This window comes from Streptomyces sp. NPDC006296 (assembly GCF_040613235.1).
Lineage (GTDB): Bacteria > Actinomycetota > Actinomycetes > Streptomycetales > Streptomycetaceae > Streptomyces.
In genome coordinates, this window is the sequence record NZ_JBEXRT010000011.1 from 12,682 (window position 1) to 38,455 (window position 25,774).

A 25,774-nucleotide genomic window follows, 5' to 3' on the forward strand; every position below is an offset into this window, starting at 1 on the left:
CCCCGGTCAGGAAGCTACCGGGCCCCGCCGTGCCGCGTCACACCACGGCCACCGCGGGCTTCACGTTGTGGTTCAGGTGGAAGACGTTGTCCGGGTCGTACCGGGCCTTCACGCGGGACAGCCGCTCGTAGGCCCGCTCGCCGAATCCGGCCACCACCCGCTCCTGCCCCTCGCGGCCGATGAAGTTGAGGTAGACCGCGCCGTTCGCCCACGGCAGCATCGAGTCGCGTACCCCGCGCACCCACCCCCTGACCCGCTCGTCGTCCGTCTCGTTCTCCCAGATCCCGAAGGGGTGGACGGCCCACGGGCAGGACCGCCACGGCAGCGGGTGGTCGGCGGCTCCGCGCGCCACCGCGCCGCCCATCGGGAACAGCACGTGCTGGGTGGGCGTGGGGACCGGGAGGGTGGCGGCGTTCGCGCAGAACGCCGTGACGGCCTCGTCCGGGAACGCGTCCAGGTACTCCGCCGACCAGTAGTTCCGCAGGCCGGGCGGATCGTCGAGCATGCACTGCAGCTCCGCGTAGGGGATCGTGTCGACGATCTCCGCCCGGTGGTCCAGGGCCAGCAGCGGGGCCGCCACGTCGCGCGCCCGGTCCGGTGTCCCGGTGAAGGTGACGAGAGCGGCGCACACGAGCCGGCCCACCATGTCCTCCGGGACCCACTCCTCCGGCGGCGCGGTGACGTACATGCAGCCGCCGCCCGCCTCGTCGGGGGCGGACTCCATGACGTCCCGGTACGTACGGACCGCCTCGGGGCCGTCCTCCGGGCGGAAGAGCAGCATCACGATGCTCATCCGGGGCAGCTCGTGCAGCCTCAGCGTCAGCGAGGTGACGACACCGAAGTTGCCCCCGCCGCCGTGCAGGGCCCAGAACAGCTCGGGGTGTTCGTCCGCCCGCGCGTGGACGAGCGTGCCGTCCGCCGTCACCACGTCGGCGGCCAGCAGGTTGTCGCAGGCCAGCCCGAACGCCCGCTCCAGCCAGCCCGAGCCGCCGCCCAGCGTGAAGCCGCCGACGCCGGTGGTGGACACCCGTCCGCCGGTGGTCGCCAGGGCGTACGGCTGGGTGGCCCGGTCCAGGTCGCTCATGACGGCGCCCCCGCCGACACGGGCGGACCGGGCGCCGGGGTCGACCTCGACCGAGCGCATCCGGCGCAGGTCCACCACCAGGCCGCCCTCGCTGAGGGCCATGCCCGCGACGCTGTGGCCGCCCCCGCGCACCGCGACCTCCAGCCCCCGGTCTCGTGCGACGGCGAGCGCCCGCGCCACGTCCGTCCCGGACGCGCACTGGGCCACCACCGCGGGTCTGCGGTCGATCATGCCGTTGAAGACGGTGCGTGCCTCGTCGTAGCCCGGGTCGCCCGGGACGTGGACCTCACCGGTGAAGCCGGGGCGCAGGCCGGCCGCGGCGGTGTCCGGCACGGAGGTGCGGGGTGTCATGGCGTGCCCCCTTCACAGGGCTCTGCAGGACCCCTCCATCGTAGGACCGGCCGTGGACACCGGCCGTTCCTCGGGGGCGGCCGGACCGTGCGGTCACCACCGTCGCCGTACCGCCGCCTTCCCGCCGGTCACCAGACTCGCCGGCGGCACGTCGTCGGCCACCACCGCGCCGGCGGCGACCACGGCGTCACGGCCGATGCTGACCCCGGGGAGGATCGTGGCGCCGGCGCCGATCCACACGTTCTCCGCGACGTCGATGGGCGCGCCGCTCAGCCACCCGCGCCGGTCCCCGGGATCGACCGGGTGGCCCACGGTGATGAACGTGGCCCGCGGCCCGATCATCACGCGCTCGCCGAGCCGGATGCCGGCGTAGTCGAGGAACGTGCAGTTCTGGTTGACGAACACCCGCGGCCCGAACTCCAGGTTCAGGCCGTGGTCGGTGAAGAAGGGCGGATACACGGTGACCCCGGAGGGAAGCGGCCGGCCGAGTATCCGGCCGAGCAGCTCCGCCCTGCCCTCCTCGTCGTCGAAGGGCAGGACGTTCAGGCGGGAGGTCAGCTCCGTGACCCGCAGGACCCGCTCCGACATGGCCCGGAACTCCGGGCTGTGGATACGCATGAGACGGTCGGACATACGGTGCTCCTCATTCCTCTCTGCCGTCCCGGCGGCCGGGCACGGCCCCCGGGACACCGGTCCGCTGACGGCCGGTCACCGGTGACCGGCCCCGTGCTTCTGCGCGTCGCCGCCGCCCGGCACCTTCGCCCAGGACGGGCGCCAGACCCGGCCGGCGGGCCGCGGCAGGCTCCCGAGATGGGCGATGAGACCGCCGAGCGCCGGATGCGGGTGGGTCCCGGGGAGGATGAGGGAGAGCGGGTAGGCGAGGACCGGGTCCACGACGGGGATGCGCCGCAGACCGTGGGCCGCCGGCCAGACGTACCGGTCGCGCGCCCCCACCAGGGTCGCCACGTCCGGCGACTCCGCGAGGGTCTCCAGCAGCACCTCGTCCCCGAAGTGCGGGCCCGCCGCGTCGACGCGCAGGCCGAAAGCGGTCACGAGCTGGTCGTAGAAGTCCGACCACTCGCTGAGGGGCGCGATACCGGGGATCCAGATCCGGTGCCCGCGCAGCCGCGCGGGCGTCACCTCCGGCTCGTGGGCGAGCGGATGACGCGGACCGACGAGGAGGTCCAGCGGGGAGTCGAACGCGTGGATCATCCGCACCCCGGGCGGCAACGCGCCCGGAGCCGTGACCGTGCGGAAGGAGGCGTCGACCTCGCCCGCCTCGACGGCGGCGGCCGCCACGCCCGGGTCGTCGGCCCGCAGGGTCACCACGTCCAGGCCGGTTCCCGGCCGCGACCGCCAGTACTCGTGCAGCACGACGGCCTGCGCGCTCCGCAGGCCGAGCACGTCGACGCGCAGGGTCCGCGCACCCGGCCCGACCGCGGAGACCGCGCGGTCGGCGGCCGCGACGACACTCCGCGCGTGCGGCAGGAACACCCGGCCGTCGGGTGTCAGCCCGACGCCCCGGGCGCTCCGTGAGAGGAGCCTGACCTCCAGCCGGCGCTCCAGGGCGGCGATCCGCTTGGAGACGGCCTGCTGCGTCACGCCCAGCTCGTCCGCCGCACGCCGCACCTGTCCGAGCTCCGCCGCCCGGACGAACGATCGCAATGCCTCGATGTCCACCGGTTCACCCTAGGGGCGTACAACCGAGGGTTGTGAGGCGTGGTGGACCGGTTGCGGGACGGCACGCCCCGGAGCATGAGGGCCCCGCGACGGCAGGACCCGCCCCGGTCGTCCGACCGGGGCGGGTCCTGTGCACGAGAGGGCGGGCGGGTCAGCCGACGTACGCCCCGCTGGCCGTCAGCCGCAGCGCCGTGTCGATCAGCGGGACGTGGCTGAACGCCTGGGGGAAGTTGCCCACCTGACGCTGGAGCCGGGAGTCCCACTCCTCGGCCAGCAGGCCGAGGTCGTTGCGGAGGGACAGCAGCTTCTCGAAGAGCCGGCGGGCCTCGTCGACCCGGCCGATCATCGCCAGGTCGTCCGCCAGCCAGAACGAGCAGGCGAGGAACGCGCCCTCGTCGCCCTCCAGACCGTCCACGCCCGCGTCGTCGCCCTCGGTGGGGTAGCGCAGCACGAAGCCGTCCTCCGTGGACAGCTCCCGCTGGATCGCCTCGATCGTGCCGATGACGCGCTTGTCGTCCGGCGGGAGGAAGCCCATCTGCGGGATCAGCAGCAGCGACGCGTCCAGTTCCTTCGACCCGTAGGACTGGGTGAAGGTGTTGCGCTCCGGGTCGTAGCCGTGCTCGCAGACGTCCCGGTGGATGTCCTCGCGGAGCTGGTGCCAGCGCTCCAGGGGCCCCTCCACGTCCCCCGCCTCGATCAGCTTGATCGTGCGGTCGACCGCGACCCAGGCCATCACCTTGGAGTGCACGAAGTGCCGGCGCGGCCCGCGCACCTCCCAGATGCCCTCGTCGGGCTCCTCCCAGTGCTTCTCCAGGTACTCGATCAGCTTGAGCTGGAGGCCCATCGCGTAGTCGTTGCGGGTCAGCCCCGTCATGTGCGCCAGGTGGAGCGCCTCGGTGACCTCGCCGTACACGTCGAGCTGGAGCTGGTTGGCCGCGCCGTTGCCGACCCGGACCGGGGCGGAGTTCTCGTAGCCCGGAAGCCACTCCAGCTCCGCCTCGCCGAGCTCGCGCTCACCGGCGATGCCGTACATGATCTGCAGGTTCTCCGGGTCGCCCGCGACGGCGCGCAGCAGCCACTCGCGCCAGGCGCGGGCCTCCTCGCGGTACCCCGTGCGCAGCAGGGAGGAGAGCGTGATCGCCGCGTCCCGCAGCCAGGTGTAGCGGTAGTCCCAGTTCCGGGAGCCGCCGATGTCCTCCGGGAGGGACGTGGTCGGGGCCGCCACGATCCCGCCGGTCGGCGCGTAGGTGAGCGCCTTCAGGGTGATCAGGGAGCGGACCACGGCCTCGCGGTAGGGGCCGTGGTACGTGCACTGGCCGACCCAGTCGCGCCAGAAGTCCTCCGTCGCCGTCAGCGAGGCCTCCGGTTCCGGGACGCCCGGCGGCTCGTGGTGCGAGGGCTGCCAGCTGATGGTGAACGCGATCCGGTCACCGGGGGCCACCGTGAAGTCGGAGTACGTGGTCAGGTTCTGGCCGTACGTCTCCGTGTCCGTGTCCAGCCACACCGAGTCGGGCCCGGCGACGGCGACCGTCCGTCCGTCGACCTTGTGCACCCAGGGGGTGACCCGCCCGTAGCTGAAGCGCATCCGCAGTTCCGAGCGCATCGGAACCCGGCCGCTCACCCCTTCGACGATGCGGATGAGCTGCGGTGCTCCGTCACGCGGCGGCATGAAGTCGGTCACCCGGACCGTGCCGCGGGAGGTGTCCCACTCCGATTCCAGGACGAGCGAGTCGCCGCGGTAGCGGCGCCGGTCCGCCGCCGGGGGCTCCGCGCCCTCCGGGCGGGCGGGGCCCAGCCTCCAGAAACCGTTCTCCTCGGTACCGAGGAGCCCGGCGAAAATTGCGTGTGAATCAAAACGTGGGAGGCACAGCCAGTCCGCCGTGCCGTCCCGGCAGACCAGGGCTGCGGTCTGCATGTCTCCGATGAGTGCGTAATCCTCGATGCGCCCGGCCACGTGCTTCTCCAGTCGAACGGCCATGTCGCCCCGGAGGGCGCTTACTGCTGGTCAAGGGGTCGTTGTAGTAGAACCGACGAGCTCTTGCACGGGTGAGCGGGCTGGGGTGGAGCCGCTGGGCCGGCCAACTCGGCAGCGAGTGTCCGAGCAGGATACGACGCACCAAGGGGTTCCGCGCGCCTGTCCACGACTTGTCCGTCGCCCGTCACGAATGAATGCGGTGGACCTGAAACGAACGTGATGATCGTGTGACGACCCCGGAGAAGGCATGGCCGGAAGCGGCCTCCCTCCGTCGCTGTTACCCTGGTAGCCCGTGGACCGGTGGTCGTCCCCGCAGTGGACGAGGCCCCCGAACCGCAGCGACGGCACCTCCGGAGACCCTCCGCACGGCACGCCGGTACGCACCTCACGATCGCGACCACGGGAGCCCCCTTTGGCTATGCAGCCCACATCCACGACGACCAAGCACATCTTCGTCACCGGGGGTGTCGCCTCCTCCCTCGGCAAGGGTCTGACTGCCTCCAGCCTGGGTGCCCTGCTCAAGGCACGTGGCCTCCGGGTCACCATGCAGAAGCTCGACCCCTACCTCAACGTCGACCCCGGGACGATGAACCCCTTCCAGCACGGTGAGGTGTTCGTCACCAACGACGGCGCCGAGACCGACCTGGACATCGGCCACTACGAGCGCTTCCTCGACGTCGACCTCGACGGCTCGGCCAACGTCACGACCGGCCAGGTCTACAACACGGTGATCGCCAAGGAGCGGCGCGGCGAGTACCTCGGCGACACCGTCCAGGTCATCCCGCACATCACCAACGAGATCAAGCACCGCATCCGCCGCATGGCCACCGACGACGTCGACGTCGTCATCACCGAGGTCGGCGGCACCGTCGGCGACATCGAGTCGCTGCCCTTCCTGGAGACCGTCCGCCAGGTCCGCCACGAGGTCGGCCGCGACAACGTCTTCGTCGTGCACATCTCGCTGCTGCCCTACATCGGCCCCTCCGGCGAGCTGAAGACCAAGCCCACCCAGCACTCCGTCGCCGCGCTGCGCAACATCGGCATCCAGCCCGACGCGATCGTGCTGCGCGCCGACCGCGACGTCCCGACCGCCATCAAGCGCAAGATCTCGCTGATGTGCGACGTCGACGAGGCCGCCGTGGTGGCCTGCGTGGACGCCAAGTCGATCTACGACATCCCCAAGGTGCTGCACACCGAGGGCCTGGACGCCTACGTCGTGCGGAAGCTGGACCTGCCGTTCCGCGACGTGGACTGGACCACCTGGGACGACCTGCTGGACCGTGTCCACAACCCCGACCACGAGGTCACCGTCGCCCTGGTCGGCAAGTACATCGACCTGCCCGACGCCTACCTCTCGGTCACTGAGGCCATCCGGGCCGGCGGCTTCGCCAACAAGGCCCGCGTCAAGGTCAAGTGGGTCGCCTCCGACGACTGCAAGACCCCGGCCGGCGCGCAGAAGCAGCTCGGCGACGTCGACGCGGTCTGCATCCCCGGCGGCTTCGGCGAGCGCGGTGTGGTCGGCAAGGTCGGCGCCATCCAGTACGCCCGCGAGAACAAGGTGCCGCTGCTCGGCCTCTGCCTCGGCCTGCAGTGCATCGTGATCGAGGCCGCGCGCAACCTCGCCGGCATCCCCGACGCGAACTCCACCGAGTTCGACGCCGCCACCGGGCACCCCGTCATCTCCACCATGGAGGAGCAGCTCGCCTACGTCGAGGGCGCGGGCGACCTGGGCGGCACCATGCGGCTCGGCCTCTACCCGGCGAAGCTCGCCGAGGGCTCCCTGGTCCGCGAGGCCTACGCCGACGAGCCCTACGTCGAGGAGCGCCACCGCCACCGCTACGAGGTCAACAACGGCTACCGCGCGGAGCTGGAGAAGAAGGCCGGACTGGTCTTCTCCGGCACCTCCCCGGACAACAAGCTCGTCGAGTACGTCGAGTACCCGCGTGAGGCCCACCCCTACCTGGTGGCCACCCAGGCGCACCCGGAGCTCCGCTCCCGCCCGACCCGCCCCCACCCGCTCTTCGCCGGCCTGGTGAAGGCCGCCGTGGAACGCCGGATCGCGGCGCGCGGGACGGCCGCCGACGCCTGAGGGCCGCTCCACCGGGCCGGACGGGCCCGGGAGCGGCCCGGCGGCCCGAGGGTGCTCCGAGGCGATACGGTGGACCGGGGCGCGGTTCCTTCACGGGATGCGCGCCCCGGTTTCCGTTTGTTCGTGGGAGGACGTACATGGGTTTCCAGGACACGCCCGAGGAGTGGCAGGTCACCGCGTCGGTGACCCCCTTCACCGGCAACAAGACCAGCGTCCGCACCGACGACGTCGTGATGCCCGACGGAAGCGTCCACAGCCGCGACTACCAGGTGCACCCCGGATCCGTCGCCGTGCTCGCGCTCGACGCGGACGGCGGGGTCCTGGTCCTGCGGCAGTACCGGCACCCGGTCCGCCACAAGCTCTGGGAGATCCCCGCGGGGCTGCTCGACATCCCCGGTGAGAACCCGCTGCACGCCGCCCAGCGGGAGCTCTACGAGGAGGCCCACGTCAAGGCCGAGGACTGGCGGGTGCTCGCCGACGTCTACACCACCCCCGGCGGCTGCGACGAGGCGGTGCGGATCTTCCTCGCCCGGGACCTCTCCGAGGCGGAGGGCGAACGCTTCGAGGTCTCCGAGGAGGAGGCCGACATGGAGCAGGCCCGGGTCCCCCTCGACGAGCTCGTGCGGGGTGTGCTCGCCGGTGATCTGCACAACAACTGCCTGGTCGTGGGTGTGCTGTCGCTGACGGCTGCCCTGGCGGGCGACGGGGTGGACGCACTGCGCCCGGCCGACGCCCCGTGGCCGGCACGGCCGTTCGAGGCCTGAGGCCCCACCGGCCGCTCCGGGGACCTGTCCGGCCGTGCCCCGCGGGGCACGGCCCGGGCGGCCCGGGGCGCTGCCCGACCCGCGCCCGGCCGGGTCCGATGCGCGCCCGCCGGGTGCCGCGCTCCGGCCGGAGCGCGGCACCCGGACGCCGGTCCGGTCAGGCCGTCCGCCCGGGCCGCTCCCCGGCCCGGGCCCCGCTCCCGCCCGGCCGGCCGCCCCGCCCGTGTGCCCGGCCCGTCCGGCCGCCCCGCCCGTCCGCGCGGGCCGGTGGTTCCGCGTCGACGGAGGACCGATCGTACGAAAAGCTGATCCGATCGGGGGACGTCTCCGCCGCGCTCGGCCGTGATCGTCCGCACCTCTGAACTACGCTCGACAGGCCCCGTCCGGACTTCCGGCGGGCAACCGCGTGCAGCGAAGTGGAGCGTGGCCCGTGACGGATCAGGCGGTGGACACCAACGGCCCGGCCGGACCGGCGGGGACGGCGGAAACCAAAGAGCCGCCGGATGTGACACCACCTCAGTTCTTCGGCCGCGAACGCGAGTTGAAGGCGCTTCAGGAGGACGTCGCGGGGGCCGGGCTGGACACCCTGGCAGGCCGCAAAGCGGCCCGCGCCCGGGTCCTGCTGATCGCCGGCCGGCCCGGATCCGGACGCTCCGCGCTCGCCTCCGAACTCGCCCGCAGGCTCGCCGAACCGGGTGACTACCCCGACGGGGTCTTCCAGGTGGCGCTCACCGAACCCGGGGGCGAGCGGGTCCCCACGGAACGCACCGCGCGCGCCCTCCTGGACCTGCTCTCCGTCGCCGCTCCGCCCGGAGCCCACGAGGACGAACTCTCCGAGATGGTCCGCGAGGCGTTCGCCGTGCGGCGCTCCCTGATCCTCCTCGACGACGCCGTCGACGCCGAACAGGTCGACCCGCTGCTGCCCGACAACCCGGACTGCCTGGTCGTCGCCACCTCGACCGGCCCGCTCACCGGCATCCCCGGGGTCCGCCCGTGCACCCTCGGCGGCCTGGACGCCGGCTCCGCCGTGCAGCTGCTCGCGCGCACCATCGGACAGGTCCGCATCACGGTCGATCCACGGACCGCGGAGGCCCTCGCCGAGGAGTGCGGGGGACAGCCCGCCGCGCTCACCCTGGTCGCGGGCTGGCTGGCCGCCCGCCCCGGCGCCTCGGTCGCCGATGTCACCGGCCGGCTGCGCGACCAGCCCGACGACCCCGAACAGCCCTCCGGGGACCGGCCGTTGGCCCGGGCCTTCCGGCTCGTCCACGCCTCGCTCCCGCCCGCCGCCGCCGGGATACTGCGGCTGCTCGCCCTCGCCCCCGCCGGACTGGCCGACGCCCACACCGCCTCCGCGCTGGCCGGCTGCTCGGTCTCGGCCGCCCGGACGACCCTCGACGACTTCGTGCGGCTCGGCCTCCTCCGGACCAACAGCGCCGCGCTGCCGCAGTACGAGCTGCCCGGCTGCCTCGCCCCGCTGGTGCGCGCCGCGCTGGAGGAGCGGGAGCGGCCCGCCGAGATCCAGCTGGCCCGCGCCAGGATGCTGGAGCGGACGGTGCGCCGGCTCCAGGCCTGCCGTGCGGTCACCGACCCCGAGGACTCCCCGGCCCGCCGCAGGCTCGCCGGCCTGCCCCGCTCGCTGCGCTTCCCGCACCCGGAGGCCGCCGCCGCGTGGCTGCGGACCCGGGAGCCCGCCCTGCTCGCCGCCGCCCGGACCGCGGTGCGCGACGGGGACCTGGACACCCTCGCCCGGCGGCTGGTGGCAGCGCTCGTGCGGGCCCTCGCCGTGCACCGCGGCACCGAGGAGGCCGCCCCCGTGCTGTACGGGCTGCACGGCCTGGTCCTCGACGTGGCGGAACGCCGCGACCTGCCCCGGGAGAAGGCGGCGGCCCTGCTGAACCTCGCCGACCTGGACGCCAGGACCGGCCGCACCCGGGAGGCGCTGGCCCGCTACCGGGCCGCGCTGGACGCGGGGCGCGCGGCGAAGGACCTCTACGCGACCGGCAGGGCGATGGAATCCGCGGGCGGCGCGCACGCGGAGCTCGGGGACTTCAGCCGGGCGTCCGACTGGTACGGCCGGGCGCTCGCGCAGCGGCTCACCCAGGGGGAGCGGGCCGACGCGGCACGGCTGTACGGACGGCTCGGCGCCGTCCACACGTACGCCGGACGCTACGGCGAGGCGCTGCGCGACTGGCGCGCGGCGGCGTCCGGGCACCGCAGGCTCGGTGACCTGCCCGCCCAGGCGCGGGCGCTCAGCGAGGCCGCGCGGGTGCAGGAGTACGCGGGCCGGCCGCAGGAGTCGCTCCACACCTGCCGGGAGGCCGTCGAGCTGGCGCGCAAGGCCGGTGACCTGCGGCTCCAGGCCGCGCTGGAGCTCAGGCTCGCGGACACCCTGGACCGGCTCGGGGACCCGGCGGCGGCCCGGCTGCACCGGACGACGGCCGACAGGCTGCTGGGCGAGGACTGAGGGGCCTCCCGCGGCACCGGCGGGCTCCGGGGCACCCCCCGGACCTGTGAAATCCGTAGTGCTTCGATCAAAACTTAATGGTTTGTAAGGCTAGACAGGGAGAAGTCCTTCGTTAATGATGGCTCTGCCGCACCTTCTCGCGGTGTCTCCCCCTATGCTTGGTTCATACGGGTGTATCCCGTTGTGCGCCAGCGACCCCCCGAGCCAAGGACCGTGATCGACGTGAAGGTCGGCATCCCCCGCGAAGTCAAGAACAACGAGTTCCGGGTGGCGATCACCCCCGCCGGAGTGCACGAGCTCGTCCGGCACGGCCACCAGGTCCTCGTCGAGCAGCACGCGGGCGAGGGGTCCTCCATCCCGGACGCCGAGTACGTCGCCGCCGGTGCGCGGATCCTGTCCACCGCCGACGAGGTCTGGGCCGCGGCCGACCTGCTGCTCAAGGTCAAGGAGCCGGTCGCCGAGGAGTACCACCGCCTCCGCAAGGGCCAGACCCTCTTCACCTACCTCCACCTCGCCGCCTCCCGCGCGTGCACGGACGCCCTGCTGGAGTCGGGCACGACGGCGATCGCCTACGAGACCGTCGAGACCGCGACCCGCGCGCTGCCGCTGCTCGCCCCGATGTCCGAGGTCGCCGGCCGGCTCGCCCCGCAGGTCGGTGCGTACCACCTGATGCGTTCGGTCGGCGGGCGCGGTGTGCTCCCCGGCGGCGTCCCCGGCACCGGGGCGGGCCGTGCCGTCGTCATCGGCGGCGGGGTCTCCGGCTGGAACGCCACGCAGATCGCCGTCGGGCTCGGTTTCCACGTCACGCTGCTCGACCGCGACATCAACAAGCTGCGCGAGGCCGACAGGATCTTCGGCACCCGGGTGCGCACGGTCGTGTCCAACGCACTCGAACTGGAGAAGGCCGTCGTCGAGGCGGACCTCGTCGTGGGCGCCGTGCTGATCCCCGGTGCGAAGGCGCCGAAGCTGGTCACCAACGAGCTGGTCGCCAAGATGAAGCCCGGAAGTGTTCTTGTCGACATCGCGATCGACCAGGGAGGGTGTTTCGAGGACTCCCGTCCGACCACGCACGCCGAGCCGACCTTCACGGTCCACGACTCGGTCTTCTACTGCGTCGCGAACATGCCCGGCGCGGTGCCGAACACCTCGACCTACGCGCTCACCAACGCCACGCTCCCCTACATCCTGGAGCTCGCGAACCGCGGCTGGGCCGACGCCCTGCGCCGTGACGCCGCGCTGGCCAAGGGCCTCAACACCCATGACGGCCAGGTGGTTTACCGCGAGGTGGCCGAGGCGCACGGTCTTGACCACGTCGAGCTGAGCACGCTGCTGGGCTGAGCGCCCGGCACCTCCCGTCAACCCTCCCCGTCAACCTCGCGCGTCCGGCCGGACCTTGCCCAGCAAGGTCCGGCCGGACGCATGAGAGGCTTCCCTCCAACTCGCCGGAGACGTAACCCTCGACCCGTTTTGCACCCCCGCGAAAGGTGCGCCCCGGACGCTCCGCGCTCTTGACAGAGCGGTGTTCGATTGCCGACACAACGGGTCGGGTCCGGCGGATTGTGTTGCTGCGAACCGGTGACACGCCATAGAGTCGCCAATCGTCGGCATGATGCCACGCTGACCAATCGATAAGTTTCCTGGTCACATCCAAGGAGGTAAGACGACTTGTGAATGAGTCGACAATTACTCCCGGGGGTGGTCGACCAGGGATGCCTGCACGGGGCCTGAGCCCGAACGGGCTCGAAGCTGTCGGCTCCGTCGCGGTCCGCACCTTCGCCACCCAACAGCACATGACGACAGCCCCCCAGATGATGGACGGCCTACACGTGAACGCCATGGCCGGCAACGAAAGTGGCCGAGAGACCGCCCACTTCGCCGACTTCGCCGAGGTGCCCGAGGGGCACTTCTACGACCCCGACGCCGAATACGAGCCCGATCCGGAGTACGCGGCCACGCTCGCGCCCGACGCCGCACGCCAGCGCCGCGAGCGGATCGGCCCGACCGGGAGGCCGCTCCCGTACTTCCCGATTCCCGGTCCGCTGACCGAACACGGCCCCGCGAAGATCATCGCGATGTGCAACCAGAAGGGCGGCGTCGGCAAGACGACGTCGACCATCAACCTGGGTGCCGCCCTCGCCGAGTACGGCCGGCGCGTCCTGCTGGTCGACTTCGACCCGCAGGGCGCCCTGTCCGTCGGCCTCGGGGTCAACCCGATGGAGCTCGACCTCACCGTCTACAACCTGCTCATGGAGCGGGGCATGGCGGCCGACGAGGTGCTGCTGAAGACGGCCGTGCCCAACATGGACCTGCTCCCCAGCAACATCGACCTCTCCGCCGCCGAGGTGCAGCTGGTGAGCGAGGTGGCCCGGGAGTCGACGCTGCAGCGCGCCCTCAAGCCGCTGATGGCCGACTACGACTACATCGTGATCGACTGTCAGCCCTCGCTCGGTCTGCTCACCGTCAACGCCCTGACGGCGGCCCACAAGGTGATAGTCCCGCTCGAGTGCGAGTTCTTCGCGCTGCGCGGCGTGGCGCTGCTCACCGAGACCATCGAGAAGGTCCAGGAGCGGCTCAACCCCGAGCTGGAGCTGGACGGCATCCTGGCCACCATGTACGACTCCCGGACGGTGCACAGCCGTGAGGTGCTCGCACGCGTCGTCGAGGCCTTCGACGATCACGTGTACCACACCGTCATCGGCCGCACCGTGCGTTTCCCGGAGACCACGGTCGCCGGTGAACCCATCACCACGTACGCGTCGAACTCGGTCGGCGCCGCCGCGTACCGCCAGCTCGCCAGGGAGGTGCTCGCCCGGTGTCACGCCGAGTGAGTCTGCCGGGGGCCGACGAGCTGTTCCGTACCACCGGGGGCATGGGCCTCCAGGCCTCGTCCCCGGCCGAGCGGCGACGCAAGGCGAACGGCGAGGCGCGGGTCCCCGCGCCGGCCTCGGGAGGCGACCCGGCGACGGAGCCGGGGGCCCAGGGCGGCTCCGCGGCCTCCGGCGGCGGCACGTCCGCCGGAGGGTCCCCGGAGGAGCACTCGGCGGCGGACGCCGACGGCGGCGGCTCGCGCAGCCGGGCCGACGGGGAGGACCGCACCCCCGCCGGCGCGCCCCGCGCCCGGGGCGCGGCACCGCAGGAACCCGCTCCCACCGTCCAGCCGCAGCGGGCACGCGGGAGCGGTGGCGGCGGTGGTGGCGGGCGTGGCGCGAACCGCAGGCCCAGCGGCCGCGAACGCCACGACGAGAAGATCACCGTGTACGTGTCGGCCGAGGAACTGATGGACCTCGAACACGCGCGTCTGGTGCTGCGCGGTGAGCACGGACTGGCCGTCGACCGCGGGCGCATCGTCCGGGAGGCCGTCGCCGTGGTGCTGGCCGACCTGGAGTCGCGCGGCGACGCGAGCATCCTCGTACGGAGGCTGCGCGGCCGCTGAGCGGCCCCGCGCCGGTAGCCTGCCGGGGGAGGGCCGCCGCACCGGCGGCCCCGCCCGGGGTGCACCGCCCCGCTCCCGCCGCACCCCTGGACCCCCGCACATGCCGACTGCCGACGACCCGCCCCGCCCGACCCGCCGTGCCCTCGGCCGCGGACCGGGCATACGGCCTGCGTCGGCTCCCGCAGCTCCTGCGGCGTCCGGGGAGCCCGCCGCGGCGGCTCCGGCGCCTCCCACCGCCCCCGTAGCGCCTTCCGTGGATCCCCCGGCCGTCGTCCCGGTCCCGGGAGCACCCGCGGTCCCGCCGGACGCCGCCGAGCCCGCCGGGGGACTCCCCGGGCCGGACACCCGGCCCGCGACACCGGAGGAACGCCACGGTCCCGTCCCGGTCCCCACGGGCGAGGACGCCGGTGCGCCGCCCGTCCCCGGGGCCCCCGCCGGTGGGACGCCCCCCGGCGGGGAGCCGGCCGCGGAGGGGGCCGCAGGGGAGGGAGCCGAGGACCGGCGGTTCACCGTCCGGCTGGTGAACTTCGAGGGCCCCTTCGACCTGCTCCTCCAGCTCATCTCCAAGCACAAGCTCGATGTGACCGAGGTCGCCCTGTCGAAGGTCACCGACGAGTTCATGGCGCACATCCGGGCCATGGGCCCGGACGGGGACCTCGACCAGACCACCGAGTTCCTCGTCGTCGCCGCGACCCTGCTGGATCTGAAGGCCGCCCGGCTGCTGCCCACCGCCGAGGTGGAGGACGAGGCGGACCTCGCCCTCCTGGAGGCCCGGGACCTGCTCTTCGCGCGGCTGCTGCAGTACCGCGCGTACAAGCGGATCGCGGAGATCTTCAGCGACCGGCTGGAGTCCGAGTCCCGGCGCCACCCCCGCACCGTGGGGCTCGAACCCCAGCACGCCGAGCTGCTCCCCGAGGTCGTGATCAGCATCGGCCCGGAGGGCTTCGCCCGGCTCGCGGTCAAGGCGATGCAGCCGAGGCCCGAGCCGCAGGTGTACGTCGACCACATCCACGCGCCGCTGGTCAGCGTGCGCGAGCAGGCGGAGGTGGTGGTGGCCCGGCTGCGGACCGGCGGCGAGATCAGCTTCCGGGAGCTCACCGAGGACGCCCCCGACACCCTCACGGTCGTCGCCCGCTTCCTGGCGCTCCTGGAGCTCTACCGGGAGAAGGCGGTGGCGCTCGACCAGGAGGAGGCGCTCGGCGACCTCCGGGTGCGCTGGGCCGGGGGAGAGGACACCGTGCCGGTGGTCACGGACGAGTTCGACCAAGAGGTGCGCGAGCCGCAGGAGGACGTACAGGCATGAGCACGGACGACGAGGGACGCGAGGGCACGGTGGCCGGGCTCGACCTCAGGCCCGCACTGGAGGCGGTCCTCATGGTCGTCGACGAGCCCGCCACCGAGGAGCACCTCGCCAAGGTCCTCCAGCGGCCCCGCAGGGCCGTCGCGGACGCCCTGCGGGCGCTGGCCGACGAGTACACCGCGCAGGGCCGTGGCTTCGACCTCAGGCTCGTCGCCGGGGGCTGGCGCTTCTACACCCGCCCCGCGTACGCGGAGGCGGTCGAGGGCTTCGTCCTGGACGGCCAGCACGCCCGCCTCACCCAGGCCGCGCTGGAGACCCTGGCCGTGGTCGCGTACCGCCAGCCCGTCAGCCGGTCGAGGGTCTCGGCGGTGCGCGGGGTGAACTGCGACGGCGTGATGCGGACCCTGCTCCAGAGGGGTCTCGTCGAGGAGGCGGGCGCGGAACCCGAAACAGGTGCGATCCTGTACAGGACGACGAACTACTTTCTGGAGCGCATGGGCCTGCGAGCCCTGGACGAGCTCCCGGAGCTCGCCCCCTTCCTCCCGGAGGCGGACGCGATCGAGGCTGAGACGCCAGAGGGTGTGCCGTCGTTCGATCCGGACGCACCGGACACCCCGGAAACGCACGCAGACGACAAGACGGAATTTTGATGCGAAGCAGTGGCAGCAGCAACGGAAGCGGCAGCGGCAAGAGCGGCGGCAACCGGAACCCCCGGGGCGGCTCGGGCGGCTCCGGGCGTCCCAGGGCCGCGGGCGGGCGCGACGACAAGCAGGAGCAGCGTCCCCGCCGTCCCCGCCCCGAGGAGCGCCGCTACGACGTGGGCTCCGACAAGCCGGGCGGCGACGGTGGCCCCCGCAAGGGCCGCGGCGCCGCGGCCCGCGGCGGGGCCAAGGGCGGCCCCAAGCCGGCCCAGAACGTGAGCAAGGGCGGCCGCCGCCAGGGCGCGCCCTCCCGTCCCCGGGAGCTCGACGCCAAGATCGAGCAGCGCAACCGCGACCGGTACGCCGACAAGCCCGACGTCAAGCTGCCGAAGACGCACCCGGGCGCCGAGCAGGAGGGCGAGCGGCTGCAGAAGATCCTGGCCCGGGCCGGCATGGGCTCGCGCAGGGCGTGCGAGGAGCTGATCGAGCAGGCCAGGGTCGAGGTGAACGGCGAGATCGTCCTGGAGCAGGGCATGCGCGTCGACCCGCAGAAGGACGAGATCAAGGTCGACGGGCTGACCGTCGCCACCCAGTCGTACCTCTTCTTCGCGCTGAACAAGCCGGCCGGGGTCGTCTCCACCATGGGCGATCCGGACGGACGCCAGAACCTCGGCGACTACGTCACCAACCGCGAGACCCGGCTGTTCCACGTCGGCCGTCTCGACACCGAGACCGAGGGCATCATCCTGCTCACCAACCACGGCGAGCTGGCCCACCGTCTGACGCACCCCAAGTACGGCGTCAAGAAGACCTACCTGGCCGCCATCCAGGGGCCGCTCCCGCGCGACCTCGGCAAGCGGCTCAAGGACGGGATCCAGCTGGAGGACGGCTACGCGCGCGCCGACCACTTCCGGGTCGTCGAGAACACCGGCAAGAACTACCTGGTCGAGGTCACCCTCCACGAGGGCCGCAAGCACATCGTGCGCCGGATGCTGGCCGAGGCGGGCTTCCCGGTCGAGCGCCTCGTGCGGACGTCCTTCGGGCCGATCCCGCTGGGCGACCAGAAGTCCGGCTGGCTGCGCCGCCTGACCAACACCGAGGTGGGCATGCTGATGCGCGAGGTCGGCCTCTAGGACGTCTCGCGGGCTCCGTCCGCCCGGAGGGCGGGCGGCACGTCCGCAGCACGCGCCCGCCCCGGCGCACCACCCCGTCGAACGGCCCGCGGCCGGTTCCTCGTTCAGTTCTTCGAACGGGAACCGGCCGCGGGCTTTTCCTCGCGCCGGTTCTTCTTTATAGTCAGAGTGACCATTAAGAAGGAGGGCGGCGTGACGCTCGCGGACCTGCTCGATCCCCTGCAGCAGCCCCTGGTGACGGTCCTGGACACCCCGGTCAGCTGGACCGAGGTGCTGGGCTTCGGCAGCGGTGCGCTGTGCGTCTGGCTCGTGGCCCGCCAGCACCTCGCCAACTGGCCCCTCGGGATCGCCAACAACCTCTTCTTCGTCCTGCTGTTCACCCAGTCCGGTCTGTACGCCGACGCCGGCCTGCAGATCGTCTTCATCGTCCTCGCCGCGTACGGCTGGTGGACCTGGACCCACGGGGGTGGACCAGGTGCCGCGGCCCTTCCGGTGCGGAGCACGACCCGCACCGAATGGGCCTGGCTGCTCGCGGCGGGGGCGGTGGGGACCCTCGGCCTGACCCTGCTGCTGTCCCGGGCCACGGACTCGACCGTGCCGTTCTGGGACGCCCTGACCACCTCGCTGTCGCTCATGGCGACGTACGGACAGTGCCGCAAACGCGTGGAGTCCTGGTGGCTGTGGATCGCCGCCGACCTGGTCTACATCCCGCTGTACGCGCACAAGGAGCTCTACCTGACCTCCCTGCTGTACGTCGGCTTCCTCACCCTCTGCCTCCTCGGGCTGCGCAGCTGGAGCAGGGACCTCGCGCCGCACCGGCCGACGGACGCGGCGGTGCCGGCATGAGGCGCTTCGGACACGGCCTGGTGCTCGGCAAGTTCTATCCGCCGCACGCCGGCCACCACCACGTCGTCCGCACCGCGCGGGACCGGTGCGAGACGCTCACGGTCCTGGTCTGCGCCGCCTCGGTCGAATCCGTGCCGCTCGCCGACCGGGTCGCCTGGATGCAGGAGGTCCACCCCGATGTCCGGGTGGTGGGCGCGGTGGACGACATCCCCATGGACCTCCACGACGCCGCCGTCTGGGACGCCCACATGGAGGTGTTCACCACGGCGGTCCCCGAACGCGTCGACGCCGTCTTCACCTCGGAGACGTACGGCGGGGAACTGGCCCGCCGCTTCGGCGCGGAGTCCGTCCTCGTCGACCCCGCCCGCACCGCCTTCCCGGTCTCCGGCACCGCCGTCCGCGCGGACCCCGCCGGCTGCTGGGACCACCTGGAACCCCCGGTACGGGCCGCGCTCGTCCGCCGCGTGGTCGTCCTGGGCGCCGAGTCGACCGGCACCACGACCCTGGCCGAGGCGCTGACCGGGCACTACCGGCGGCGCGGCGGCGTCTGGGCGCGGACCCTCTGCGTCGCCGAGTACGGAAGGGAGTTCAGCGAGCGGAAGCTCGCGGATCTGCGGAGCCGCCGGCCCGGTGCGCGGTGGGAGGACGTCTCCTTCACCACCGACGACTTCCCCCGCATCGCGGAGACCCAGAACGCCCGGGAGGAGGCCGCCGCCCGGTCCGGCTCCCCGGTGCTCTTCTGCGACACCGACTCCTTCGCCACCACCGTCTGGCACGAGCGCTACCTCGGAGGGCGCAACCCGCTCGTCGAGAAGACCGCCGACCGCCTCACCCACCACCTCTGGCTGCTCACCGGCCACGAGGGCGTCCCCTTCGAGGACGACGGACTGCGCGACGGCGAGGAGCTGCGGCCCTGGATGACGGACCACTTCCGCGCCGAACTCACCCGGACGGGACGCCGGTTCGTCGAGATCACCGGCTCGCCCACCGAACGCCTCGACGCCGCGGTCGCCGCCGTGGACGAACTCCTCGCCACCGGGTGGCACTTCACCGCACCCCTGCCGGAGAAGCGATGAGCACCGCCCCCGAGGGGTACGACCCCCACGCCTTCGTCCCCTTCGCCGTGACCGTCGACCTCGCCGTCTTCACGGTTCGCGACGCCCGGCTGCACGTGCTGCTCGTGGAACGCGGCCAGGCGCCCCACGAGGGGCGCTGGGCCCTGCCCGGCGGCTTCGTCCTGCCCCGGGAGTCCGCCGAGGAGGCGGCCCGCCGCGAGCTCGCCGAGGAGACGGGCCTCACCCAGAAGTCGGTCTGCGCCTTCCACCTCGAACAGCTCCGCACCTACAGCGAACCGGACCGCGACCCCAGGATGCGGGTCGTCTCCGTCGCGTACGCCGCGCTCGTGCCGGACCTCCCCGAACCCCGGGGCGGCGGGGACGCGGCCCGCGCCCGGTGGTGGGAGGCGGAGGGCGCCGGGCCGCTCGCCTTCGACCACGACCGCATCCTGGCCGACGCGCACGACCGGATCGGCGCCAGGCTCGAATACTCCTGCCTGGCCACCGCGTTCTGCCCCGCCGAGTTCACCCTCGGGGAGCTCCAGCAGGTCTACGAGACCGTCTGGGGCGTGGAGCTGGACCGGCCCAACTTCCGGCGCAAGGTCCTCGCCACGCCCGGCTTCGTGCAGGCCGTGGACGGACCGCCGCGCCGCACCGGCGGACGGGGGAAACCCGCCGCCCTCTACCGGGCGGGTACCGCCACCGCCCTCCACCCTCCCCTGCTGCGCCCGGAAGGACGCCCCGAAGGACGGACGCCATGATCCCGACGAGAACAATCACCACGCAGGCCGCCACCGGTGCGCTGACCGGGCTCGCGCTCGGCGACGCCCTGGGCTTCCCCACCGAGTTCGACGACGTCCCGTCGATCCTCGCGACATGCGGGCCCTGGCGGCAGATGCCCCTGCCGCAGCCCGCGTTGGTCAGCGACGACACCCAGATGACCCTGGCGCTGGGGCGCGGCATACGCACCGCCATGGACCGGGGTCCGCTCACCCCGGAGCGCCTGGTGGGGCCGGTGCGCCAGGAGTTCGTCGCCTGGCTGCACTCGCCGGACAACAACCGCGCACCCGGCGGCACCTGTCTGACCGCCTGCGGTCTGCTCGACAGCGACCGCCCCTGGCAGGAGGCCAGCCGGACCGGCTCCAAGGGCTGCGGCGCCGACATGCGGGTCGCCCCCGTCGGCCTCGTGCCGGGCCTCAGCGAGGAGCAGCGCTCCGGCGCCGCCCAGCTCCAGGCCGCGCTGACCCACGGACACCCCACCGCACTGGCCGCCTCCGACCTGATGGCCCATGCCGTGCACCTCCTGGCGCAGGGCGCCGAACCGACGGGCCTGGTCGGCCTGCTGCGCAGCTACGCCTACGAGAACGGCAGCCGCTACCGGAAGCGCTGGCTCGGCGACCTGTGGCGGTACGCGGGCGACCCCTCCCCGGAGGCCTACATCCGGCGCGGCTGGGACGAGTGCCTCGACGCCCTCGCCCGGGTCCAGGACGCCCTGCGCGCCCCGTCACCCGAGACCGACCCCTGCGAGGCGACCGGCGACGGCTGGATCGCCGAGGAGGCCCTCGCGACGGCCCTGCACTGTTTCCTGCTCTTCCCCGGCGAACCCGTCACCGCCCTGCGCCGGGCCGCCTGCACCCGGGGCGACTCCGACTCCCTCGCCTGCCTGACCGGCGCGCTCGCGGGCGCCCACATGGGCGCGGGCGCCTGGCCCAGGGAGTGGTCGGAACGCATCGAGTACCGCAGCGACCTGCTGTCGCTCGCCGCGCTCTGGGACGCTTGATCCGTGCACCCCGACACGGCACTCCTCCGGCAGGCCGGACTGCCGCTCACCGACTTCGCCCCCGTCCTCGCCGAAGAGCCCGGCCCCCTCCTGTTCGCCACGGTCTCCGGCGCGCACCTGTACGGCTTCCCCTCCCGTGACTCGGACGTGGACCTGCGGGGGGTCCACGTCCTTCCCGCGGAGGATCTCGTCGGGCTGCGCGACCCCGAGGAGACGCGCTCGCACCCGGTGGTCCGCGCGCGCCTCGGCTGACGGACGACGGGGCGTCCCTCAGCCGCAGGCCGCCGCCGACGCCCTGCGGGCCCGGACCAGGAACGCCTCCACGCGTTCCCGGTCCGGCTCGGCGGGCAGCGGGGAGCGTGCGGCGGCGGCGTCGCTCTCCTCGGCCAGGCGCGTCATCCGGCGTTCCACCTCGGGCCACGGGACCTCGCCCCGCTTCACCGCGAGCAGATCCTCGCGCGCGTCCCCGACGCCGATCCGCAGCTCACCCGTCCTCAGCAGGTCCCGGCAGGACGCCAGAAGCCGCAGCAGGTGCATGGCGTGCTTCCAGCGGGGCGCGCCGTGCACGCGGACGTCGGCCTCCAGCTTCCGCCGCTGGCCCAGGGCGTAGCGCACGAACGTCCCGTGGGCCGAACGGGACAGGAAGGCCGGGCGCAGGGCGACCAGCTCACGGCCCGTGGCGTCGATCCGCTCCACGAGCGGCGAGTGCAGGCACTCCAGCACGTTGGGGTTCCCCCGGAGCGCCAGCTCGCAGAAGCGCTCCAGCTCCCAGGAGAACTGCTCGTCCGCCGGCCCGTCCACGTGGGTCGGCGGTTTCGCGAAGCCCCAGAACAGCGGGGTGGGGGCGAGGAACACCCCGCGCCGGTCCGTGTCGCTGTCCTCCGTGGCCAGACCGAAGGCGCGGGAGCCCATCACGCAGGAGTAGACGGTGTGCTCACGCACCAGCCGTGCGCCGTCGGGAGTGATCATGCGCGCGAGCGTACGCGCTCCGACCGGGCCGGACGCCGCCGCCTCCGGCGGTGCCCCGCCGGTCCGGGGACCGCCGTGCGGGCGCGGCTCTCCCCGGGCGGTCGGCGGACGCCGACGGGCGTCGTGACGCCACCCGGGGCCCGGAGTGCGGCACCCCGGGCGAGAGGCGGCGGCGCTACTTCCTGTACAGTCGTCCAGGAAATATCCGACCGGGAGGACCCGCCATGCACACCGCCGCCCATGTGCTCGTCGCGCTCGTCGCGCTGATCCACGTCTACTTCCTGGTCCTGGAGATGTTCCTGTGGGACACCCCGCGGGGACGCAGCACGTTCGGCACCACCGAGGAGTTCTCCGCGCAGAGCGCCACCCTCGCCGCCAACCAGGGGCTCTACAACGGCTTCATGGCCGCGGGACTGGTCTGGAGCCTGATCGCCGGCGACCCCGTCGGGTACCAGGCGCAGATCTTCTTCCTCGGCTGCCTGGTCGTCGCGGGCGTCTACGGAGCGGCCACCGTCAGCCGCAGGATCCTGTACGTCCAGGCCGCCCCCGCCGCGCTCGCCCTCGCCCTCGTGCTGTCGGCGGGCTGAGCGCATGGCGCCCGCGGTCACGGACGGCAGCCGGGACCCGAGGACCGCGCGCACCCGCGCCCGGCTCAGGACCGCGCTGCTGGCGGCGTACGAGGAGCAGCCGCCCGACCAGGTCGGCGTCGCCGAGGTGGTGCGCCGCGCGGGCGTGGGGCGGGCCACGTTCTACCTGCACTACGACGATCTGCACGCCCTCGCCCTGGACGCCTGCGCCGGGACCGTACGGGACGCGGTCGAGGCCCTGCACGCCTGGGACCGCACGCCGCCCGGCCCCGGCGCCCCGCCGCCCGAGCTCGTCGCCCTGTTCCGGGAGATCCGCGCCCGGGCCGCCGTGTACCGCAGTCTGCTGGGTCCCGGCGGCGGCCCGCTCGGCGAACTGCTGCACCGCGAGCTCCGCGCCCGCAGCGTCGACGAGCTCCGCCGCCGCCGACCCGCCGGCAGCGGTCACGACCTGACCGCGAGCGCCGTGGCCGGACTGTTCACCGGGGTGCTCACCGACTGGGTGCACGAGCGGACCGACGCCTCGCCGGAGCGGCTGGCCGGCCGGGTCTGGCGCATGCTCCTCGCCGTGCACGCCGCCGCCGCGTCTCACGGACAGAGCACCGTGACCGGCGAGGACGGCGCACCTCTAGGCTGAAAGGGCACACAGCACGAGGCGACGAGGGGTACGACGTGGCGGTACGAGCAGTCCGTGGAGCCGTCCAGCTGGAACGGGACGAAGCCGGACACATGGCCGAGCGGGTGAGCGAGCTCCTCACCGCGGTCCTGGAGCGCAACCGGCTCGTCGCCGACGACCTGATCAGCGTCTGGTTCACGGCCACCCCCGATCTGCACAGCGACTTCCCGGCCGCCGCAGCCCGCGGCCTCGGCATCGTCGACGTCCCGCTGATCTGCGCCCAGGAGCTCGACATCGCGGGGGCGATGCCCCGGGTGGTCCGCGTCATGGCCCACGTCGAGACGCAGCTCTCCAAGGCGGAGATCGGCCACGTCTACCTCGGCGCCACCGGCGCCCTGCGCAAGGACATCGCCCAGTGAGAACAGCCCTCGTCATCGGAACCGGCCTGGTCGGCACCTCCGCCGCCCTCGCCCTCGCCGGCCGCGGCGTCGCGGTGCACCTGGTCGACCGCGACCCGTCGTCGGCGCGGACCGCCGCCGCGCTCGGCGCCGGCACCGACGAGGCCCCGGAGGGCCCCGTCGATCTGGCGGTCGTCGCCGTGCCGCCCGCCCACACCGCGTCCGTCCTCGCCGCGGCCGTGCGGGACGGGGCCGCCCGTGCCTATCTCGACGTCGCGAGCGTCAAGGGCGGCCCCCGCCGTGAGCTGGAGGCCCTCGGCGTGGACCTGGCCCCCTACATCGGCACGCACCCCATGGCCGGCAAGGAGCGCTCCGGCCCGCTCGCGGCCACCGCCGACCTCTTCGAGGGCCGCCCCTGGGTCCTCACCCCGACCCGGGACACCGACACCGAGGTCCTCAACCTGGCCCTGGAACTGGTCGCGCTCTGCCGGGCCGTCCCGGTCGTCATGGACGCCGACGCCCACGACCGCGCCGTCGCCCTCGTCTCCCACACCCCGCAGCTGATCTCGTCGATGGTCGCCGCCCGGCTGGAGGAGGCCGACGAGACCGCCGTACGGCTGTGCGGCCAGGGCATCAGGGACGTCACCCGCATCGCGGCCTCCGACCCCCGGATGTGGGTGGAGATCCTCTCCGCCAACCCCGGACCGGTCGCCGACGTCCTCGCGGGCGTCGCCGCCGACCTCGACGAGACGGTCCGGTCCCTGCGCGGCCTGCAGTCCGCCGACGAGGCCGAGCGCCGCACCGGGACCGAGGGCATCGAGGACGTCCTGCGGCGCGGCAACCTCGGCCGGGTCAGGGTCCCCGGCAAGCACGGCGCCGCCCCGGCCTCCTACGAGACCGTCGCCGTGCTCATCAGCGACCGGCCCGGCGAGCTCGCGGCGATCTTCGCCGACGCGGGACGGGCGGGGGTCAACATCGAGGACGTGCGCATCGAGCACGCCACCGGTCAGCAGGCCGGCCTCGTCCAGCTGACGGTCGAGCCGAGTGCGGCCCCCGCGCTGAGCGCGGCCCTCGCCGAGCGCGGCTGGTCGATCCGGCCCTGACGGGCCCGGGGACTGCCCGGAGACAGGGGTGCGAAGCCGCTTCGCACACTCGGTAACCTTGGGGGAGGCCGTCCCGAGGCCCGCTCCGCCCGTCCCCGTGTACCAGGAAGGTGTCCACCACCGTGGAAACCGCAACCGCCGCCGCCCGGACCGCCCCGGCCGCCGTGATCGTCGCCATCGACGGGCCCTCCGGCACCGGCAAGTCGAGCACCTCCAAGGCCGTCGCCGCCCAGCTCGGCCTGAGCTACCTGGACACCGGCGCCCAGTACCGGGCCATCACCTGGTGGATGCTGAACAACGGCATCGACGTGTCGGACGCCGCCGAGGTCGCCACGGCCGCCGCCAAGCCGGTCATCGTCTCCGGCACCGACCCGTCCGCCCCCACGATCACCGTCGACGGCGAGGACGCCTCGGGGCCCATCCGCACCCAGGAGGTCACCTCCAGGGTCAGCGCCGTCAGCGCCGTGCCCGAGGTGCGCACCCTCATCACCGAGCTGCAGCGCACCATCGCCGCGGAGGCCGTGCGCGGCATCGTCGTCGAGGGCCGCGACATCGGCACGACCGTGCTGCCCGACGCCGACATCAAGATCTTCCTGACCGCCTCCCCGGAGGCGCGCGCCGCCCGCCGCAGCGGCGAGGTCAAGGGCTCCGACCTCGCCGCCACCAAGGAGGCGCTGATCAAGCGGGACGCCGCCGACTCCGGCCGCACCACCTCCCCGCTGGCCAAGGCCGGGGACGCCGTCGAGGTGGACACCACCGACCTGACCCTCGCGCAGGTCATCGAGTGCGTCGTCACCCTCGTCGGGGAGAAGCAGGCCGCGAAGTGACCGGAGCCACCGCCGCGCCGACGCTGCGCGGAGCGGCCGTCGGCCGCGGGATCGGGATCGGGCTCATGTACGGGCTGTTCCGGCCCCGTGTGCTCGGCGCGTGGCGCGTCCCCGCCACCGGACCCGTCATACTCGCGGTGAACCACGCGCACAATCTCGACGGACCGATGCTGATGGGCACCGCGCCCCGGCCCGTGCACTTCCTGATCAAGAAGGAGGCGTTCGTCGGCCCCCTCGACCCGTTCCTGCGCGGGATCGGGCAGCTGAAGGTGGACCGCACGACCGTCGACCGCACCGCCATCACGCAGGCACTCGGGGTGCTGCACGACGGCGGGGTCCTCGGGATCTTCCCCGAGGGCACCCGGGGAGAGGGCGACTTCGCCTCGCTGCGCGCGGGGCTCGCGTACTTCGCGGTGCGCGGCGGGGCGCCCATCGTCCCCGTCGCCGTCCTGGGGAGCACGGAGCGCCCCGGACGGCTGATACGGGCGCTGCCGCCGCTGCGCAGCCGGGTCGACGTCGTCTTCGGCGACGCCTTCCAGGCCGGTGACGGCAGCGGACGGCGGACCAGGAAGGCGCTCGACGAGGCGACGCTCCGCATCCAGGACGAGCTGACCGCCCACCTGGAGAACGCCAGGCGTCTCACCGGACGCCTGTGACACGTGAGTAGTGGGCCGCGCGATCG

Annotated in this window: 24 protein-coding genes and 1 pseudogene; 20 read left to right on the top strand and 5 right to left on the bottom strand. The window is 73.4% G+C overall.

The genetic code is table 11. The features are described from left to right. Nucleotides 1-37: 37 nt before the first annotated feature. From ABZ172_RS10170 to ABZ172_RS10185, 4 genes are all read right to left on the bottom strand, one after another. Complete coding sequence (locus ABZ172_RS10170; protein WP_356882188.1) at nt 38-1,435, bottom strand: FAD-binding oxidoreductase; 1,398 nt, start codon at nt 1,433-1,435, stop codon at nt 38-40. Between the two features lie 93 nt (nt 1,436-1,528). Then, complete coding sequence (locus ABZ172_RS10175; protein ID WP_356882190.1) at nt 1,529-2,068, bottom strand: DapH/DapD/GlmU-related protein; 540 nt, start codon at nt 2,066-2,068, stop codon at nt 1,529-1,531. A gap of 75 nt (nt 2,069-2,143) precedes the next feature. Continuing rightward, a complete protein-coding gene (locus ABZ172_RS10180; RefSeq protein ID WP_356882193.1) occupies nt 2,144-3,115 on the bottom strand; it encodes a LysR family transcriptional regulator in 972 nt (323 codons plus the stop codon). 151 nt (nt 3,116-3,266) lie between these two features. Continuing rightward, entirely contained in the window at nt 3,267-5,069 is a 1,803-nt protein-coding gene (locus ABZ172_RS10185; protein WP_356882438.1) for a glycoside hydrolase family 15 protein, read from the bottom strand. 439 nt (nt 5,070-5,508) lie between these two features. Here ABZ172_RS10185 and ABZ172_RS10190 point away from each other — a divergent pair, with 439 nt between their 5' ends. The 14 genes and pseudogenes from ABZ172_RS10190 to ABZ172_RS10255 all read left to right on the top strand — a co-directional run. Beyond that, on the top strand, nt 5,509-7,179 hold the full coding sequence (locus ABZ172_RS10190) for a CTP synthase (RefSeq protein WP_356882195.1): 1,671 nt from the start codon (nt 5,509-5,511) through the stop codon (nt 7,177-7,179). A 137-nt stretch (nt 7,180-7,316) separates the two neighbouring features. Next, the gene (locus ABZ172_RS10195; RefSeq protein ID WP_356882197.1) at nt 7,317-7,943 is read left to right on the top strand and encodes an NUDIX hydrolase; all 627 of its coding nucleotides are present in this window, start codon (nt 7,317-7,319) and stop codon (nt 7,941-7,943) included. Between the two features lie 430 nt (nt 7,944-8,373). Continuing rightward, nucleotides 8,374-10,407, top strand: coding sequence for a tetratricopeptide repeat protein (locus ABZ172_RS10200; protein ID WP_356882199.1), 2,034 nt, complete (start codon nt 8,374-8,376; stop codon nt 10,405-10,407). A gap of 222 nt (nt 10,408-10,629) precedes the next feature. Next, entirely contained in the window at nt 10,630-11,745 is a 1,116-nt protein-coding gene (gene ald / locus ABZ172_RS10205; RefSeq protein WP_356882440.1) for an alanine dehydrogenase, read from the top strand. 371 nt (nt 11,746-12,116) lie between these two features. Next, complete coding sequence (locus ABZ172_RS10210) at nt 12,117-13,235, top strand: ParA family protein (protein WP_356882201.1); 1,119 nt, start codon at nt 12,117-12,119, stop codon at nt 13,233-13,235. Further along, nucleotides 13,232-13,840 (top strand): hypothetical protein, encoded by a 609-nt coding sequence (locus ABZ172_RS10215; RefSeq protein WP_356882442.1) that lies wholly within the window; start codon nt 13,232-13,234, stop codon nt 13,838-13,840. The genes ABZ172_RS10210 and ABZ172_RS10215 overlap by 4 nt, the downstream gene beginning before the upstream one ends. 100 nt (nt 13,841-13,940) lie before the next feature. Next, nucleotides 13,941-15,143 (top strand): segregation/condensation protein A, encoded by a 1,203-nt coding sequence (locus ABZ172_RS10220; RefSeq protein WP_356882203.1) that lies wholly within the window; start codon nt 13,941-13,943, stop codon nt 15,141-15,143. After that, complete coding sequence (scpB, locus tag ABZ172_RS10225; RefSeq protein WP_356882205.1) at nt 15,140-15,790, top strand: SMC-Scp complex subunit ScpB; 651 nt, start codon at nt 15,140-15,142, stop codon at nt 15,788-15,790. Before ABZ172_RS10220 ends, scpB begins: the two co-directional genes overlap by 4 nt. Beyond that, a complete protein-coding gene (locus ABZ172_RS10230) occupies nt 15,790-16,914 on the top strand; it encodes a pseudouridine synthase (RefSeq protein WP_356882207.1) in 1,125 nt (374 codons plus the stop codon). Before scpB ends, ABZ172_RS10230 begins: the two co-directional genes overlap by 1 nt. A gap of 192 nt (nt 16,915-17,106) precedes the next feature. Continuing rightward, nucleotides 17,107-17,760: a nicotinamide riboside transporter PnuC gene (gene pnuC, locus ABZ172_RS10235; RefSeq protein ID WP_356882209.1), complete on the top strand. Its 654-nt coding sequence runs from the start codon at nt 17,107-17,109 to the stop codon at nt 17,758-17,760. Next, nucleotides 17,757-18,836 carry an AAA family ATPase gene (locus tag ABZ172_RS10240; RefSeq protein WP_356882211.1) on the top strand — a complete coding sequence of 360 codons (1,080 nt, stop codon included), beginning with the start codon at nt 17,757-17,759 and terminating at the stop codon, nt 18,834-18,836. The genes pnuC and ABZ172_RS10240 overlap by 4 nt, the downstream gene beginning before the upstream one ends. Further along, nucleotides 18,833-19,576 carry an NUDIX domain-containing protein gene (locus tag ABZ172_RS10245; RefSeq protein WP_356882213.1) on the top strand — a complete coding sequence of 248 codons (744 nt, stop codon included), beginning with the start codon at nt 18,833-18,835 and terminating at the stop codon, nt 19,574-19,576. Before ABZ172_RS10240 ends, ABZ172_RS10245 begins: the two co-directional genes overlap by 4 nt. Continuing rightward, complete coding sequence (locus tag ABZ172_RS10250; protein ID WP_356882215.1) at nt 19,573-20,595, top strand: ADP-ribosylglycohydrolase family protein; 1,023 nt, start codon at nt 19,573-19,575, stop codon at nt 20,593-20,595. The genes ABZ172_RS10245 and ABZ172_RS10250 overlap by 4 nt, the downstream gene beginning before the upstream one ends. Before the next feature lie 3 nt (nt 20,596-20,598). Beyond that, nucleotides 20,599-20,817, top strand: a pseudogene (locus ABZ172_RS10255) (nucleotidyltransferase domain-containing protein); the annotation flags it as partial. 48 nt (nt 20,818-20,865) lie between these two features. Here ABZ172_RS10255 and ABZ172_RS10260 read toward each other — a convergent pair. Then, a complete protein-coding gene (locus tag ABZ172_RS10260) occupies nt 20,866-21,564 on the bottom strand; it encodes a nucleotidyltransferase domain-containing protein (RefSeq protein ID WP_356882217.1) in 699 nt (232 codons plus the stop codon). 224 nt (nt 21,565-21,788) lie between these two features. On the opposite strand from ABZ172_RS10260, the gene ABZ172_RS10265 reads away from it, so the two are divergent. From ABZ172_RS10265 to ABZ172_RS10290, 6 genes are all read left to right on the top strand, one after another. Further along, nucleotides 21,789-22,151 (top strand): DUF1304 domain-containing protein, encoded by a 363-nt coding sequence (locus ABZ172_RS10265; protein WP_356882219.1) that lies wholly within the window; start codon nt 21,789-21,791, stop codon nt 22,149-22,151. 4 nt (nt 22,152-22,155) lie between these two features. After that, a complete protein-coding gene (locus ABZ172_RS10270; RefSeq protein ID WP_356882221.1) occupies nt 22,156-22,785 on the top strand; it encodes a TetR/AcrR family transcriptional regulator in 630 nt (209 codons plus the stop codon). 35 nt (nt 22,786-22,820) lie between these two features. Further along, entirely contained in the window at nt 22,821-23,183 is a 363-nt protein-coding gene (aroH, locus tag ABZ172_RS10275; RefSeq protein WP_356882223.1) for a chorismate mutase, read from the top strand. Then, nucleotides 23,180-24,265 (top strand): prephenate dehydrogenase, encoded by a 1,086-nt coding sequence (locus ABZ172_RS10280; RefSeq protein WP_356882225.1) that lies wholly within the window; start codon nt 23,180-23,182, stop codon nt 24,263-24,265. The genes aroH and ABZ172_RS10280 overlap by 4 nt, the downstream gene beginning before the upstream one ends. Nucleotides 24,266-24,375: 110 nt before the next feature. Further along, nucleotides 24,376-25,092, top strand: coding sequence for a (d)CMP kinase (gene cmk / locus ABZ172_RS10285; RefSeq protein ID WP_356882227.1), 717 nt, complete (start codon nt 24,376-24,378; stop codon nt 25,090-25,092). Then, on the top strand, nt 25,089-25,748 hold the full coding sequence (locus ABZ172_RS10290) for a lysophospholipid acyltransferase family protein (RefSeq protein WP_356882229.1): 660 nt from the start codon (nt 25,089-25,091) through the stop codon (nt 25,746-25,748). Before cmk ends, ABZ172_RS10290 begins: the two co-directional genes overlap by 4 nt. Nucleotides 25,749-25,774: the final 26 nt, after the last annotated feature.

Excerpts from the sequence above, each read along its gene's own strand:
- ABZ172_RS10245 (WP_356882213.1), top strand. The coding sequence starts at position 18,833 with ATGAGCACCGCCCCCGAGGGGTACGACCCCCACGCCTTCGTCCCCTTC.
- ABZ172_RS10170 (WP_356882188.1), bottom strand. The coding sequence starts at position 1,435 with ATGACACCCCGCACCTCCGTGCCGGACACCGCCGCGGCCGGCCTGCGC.
- ABZ172_RS10265 (WP_356882219.1), top strand. The coding sequence starts at position 21,789 with ATGCACACCGCCGCCCATGTGCTCGTCGCGCTCGTCGCGCTGATCCAC.
- ABZ172_RS10270 (WP_356882221.1), top strand. The coding sequence starts at position 22,156 with ATGGCGCCCGCGGTCACGGACGGCAGCCGGGACCCGAGGACCGCGCGC.
- ABZ172_RS10220 (WP_356882203.1), top strand. The coding sequence starts at position 13,941 with ATGCCGACTGCCGACGACCCGCCCCGCCCGACCCGCCGTGCCCTCGGC.
- ABZ172_RS10240 (WP_356882211.1), top strand. The coding sequence starts at position 17,757 with ATGAGGCGCTTCGGACACGGCCTGGTGCTCGGCAAGTTCTATCCGCCG.
- ABZ172_RS10210 (WP_356882201.1), top strand. The coding sequence starts at position 12,117 with ATGCCTGCACGGGGCCTGAGCCCGAACGGGCTCGAAGCTGTCGGCTCC.
- scpB (WP_356882205.1), top strand. The coding sequence starts at position 15,140 with ATGAGCACGGACGACGAGGGACGCGAGGGCACGGTGGCCGGGCTCGAC.
- ABZ172_RS10195 (WP_356882197.1), top strand. The coding sequence starts at position 7,317 with ATGGGTTTCCAGGACACGCCCGAGGAGTGGCAGGTCACCGCGTCGGTG.
- ABZ172_RS10230 (WP_356882207.1), top strand. The coding sequence starts at position 15,790 with ATGCGAAGCAGTGGCAGCAGCAACGGAAGCGGCAGCGGCAAGAGCGGC.
- ABZ172_RS10175 (WP_356882190.1), bottom strand. The coding sequence starts at position 2,068 with ATGTCCGACCGTCTCATGCGTATCCACAGCCCGGAGTTCCGGGCCATG.
- ABZ172_RS10260 (WP_356882217.1), bottom strand. The coding sequence starts at position 21,564 with ATGATCACTCCCGACGGCGCACGGCTGGTGCGTGAGCACACCGTCTAC.
- ABZ172_RS10190 (WP_356882195.1), top strand. The coding sequence starts at position 5,509 with ATGCAGCCCACATCCACGACGACCAAGCACATCTTCGTCACCGGGGGT.
- ABZ172_RS10250 (WP_356882215.1), top strand. The coding sequence starts at position 19,573 with ATGATCCCGACGAGAACAATCACCACGCAGGCCGCCACCGGTGCGCTG.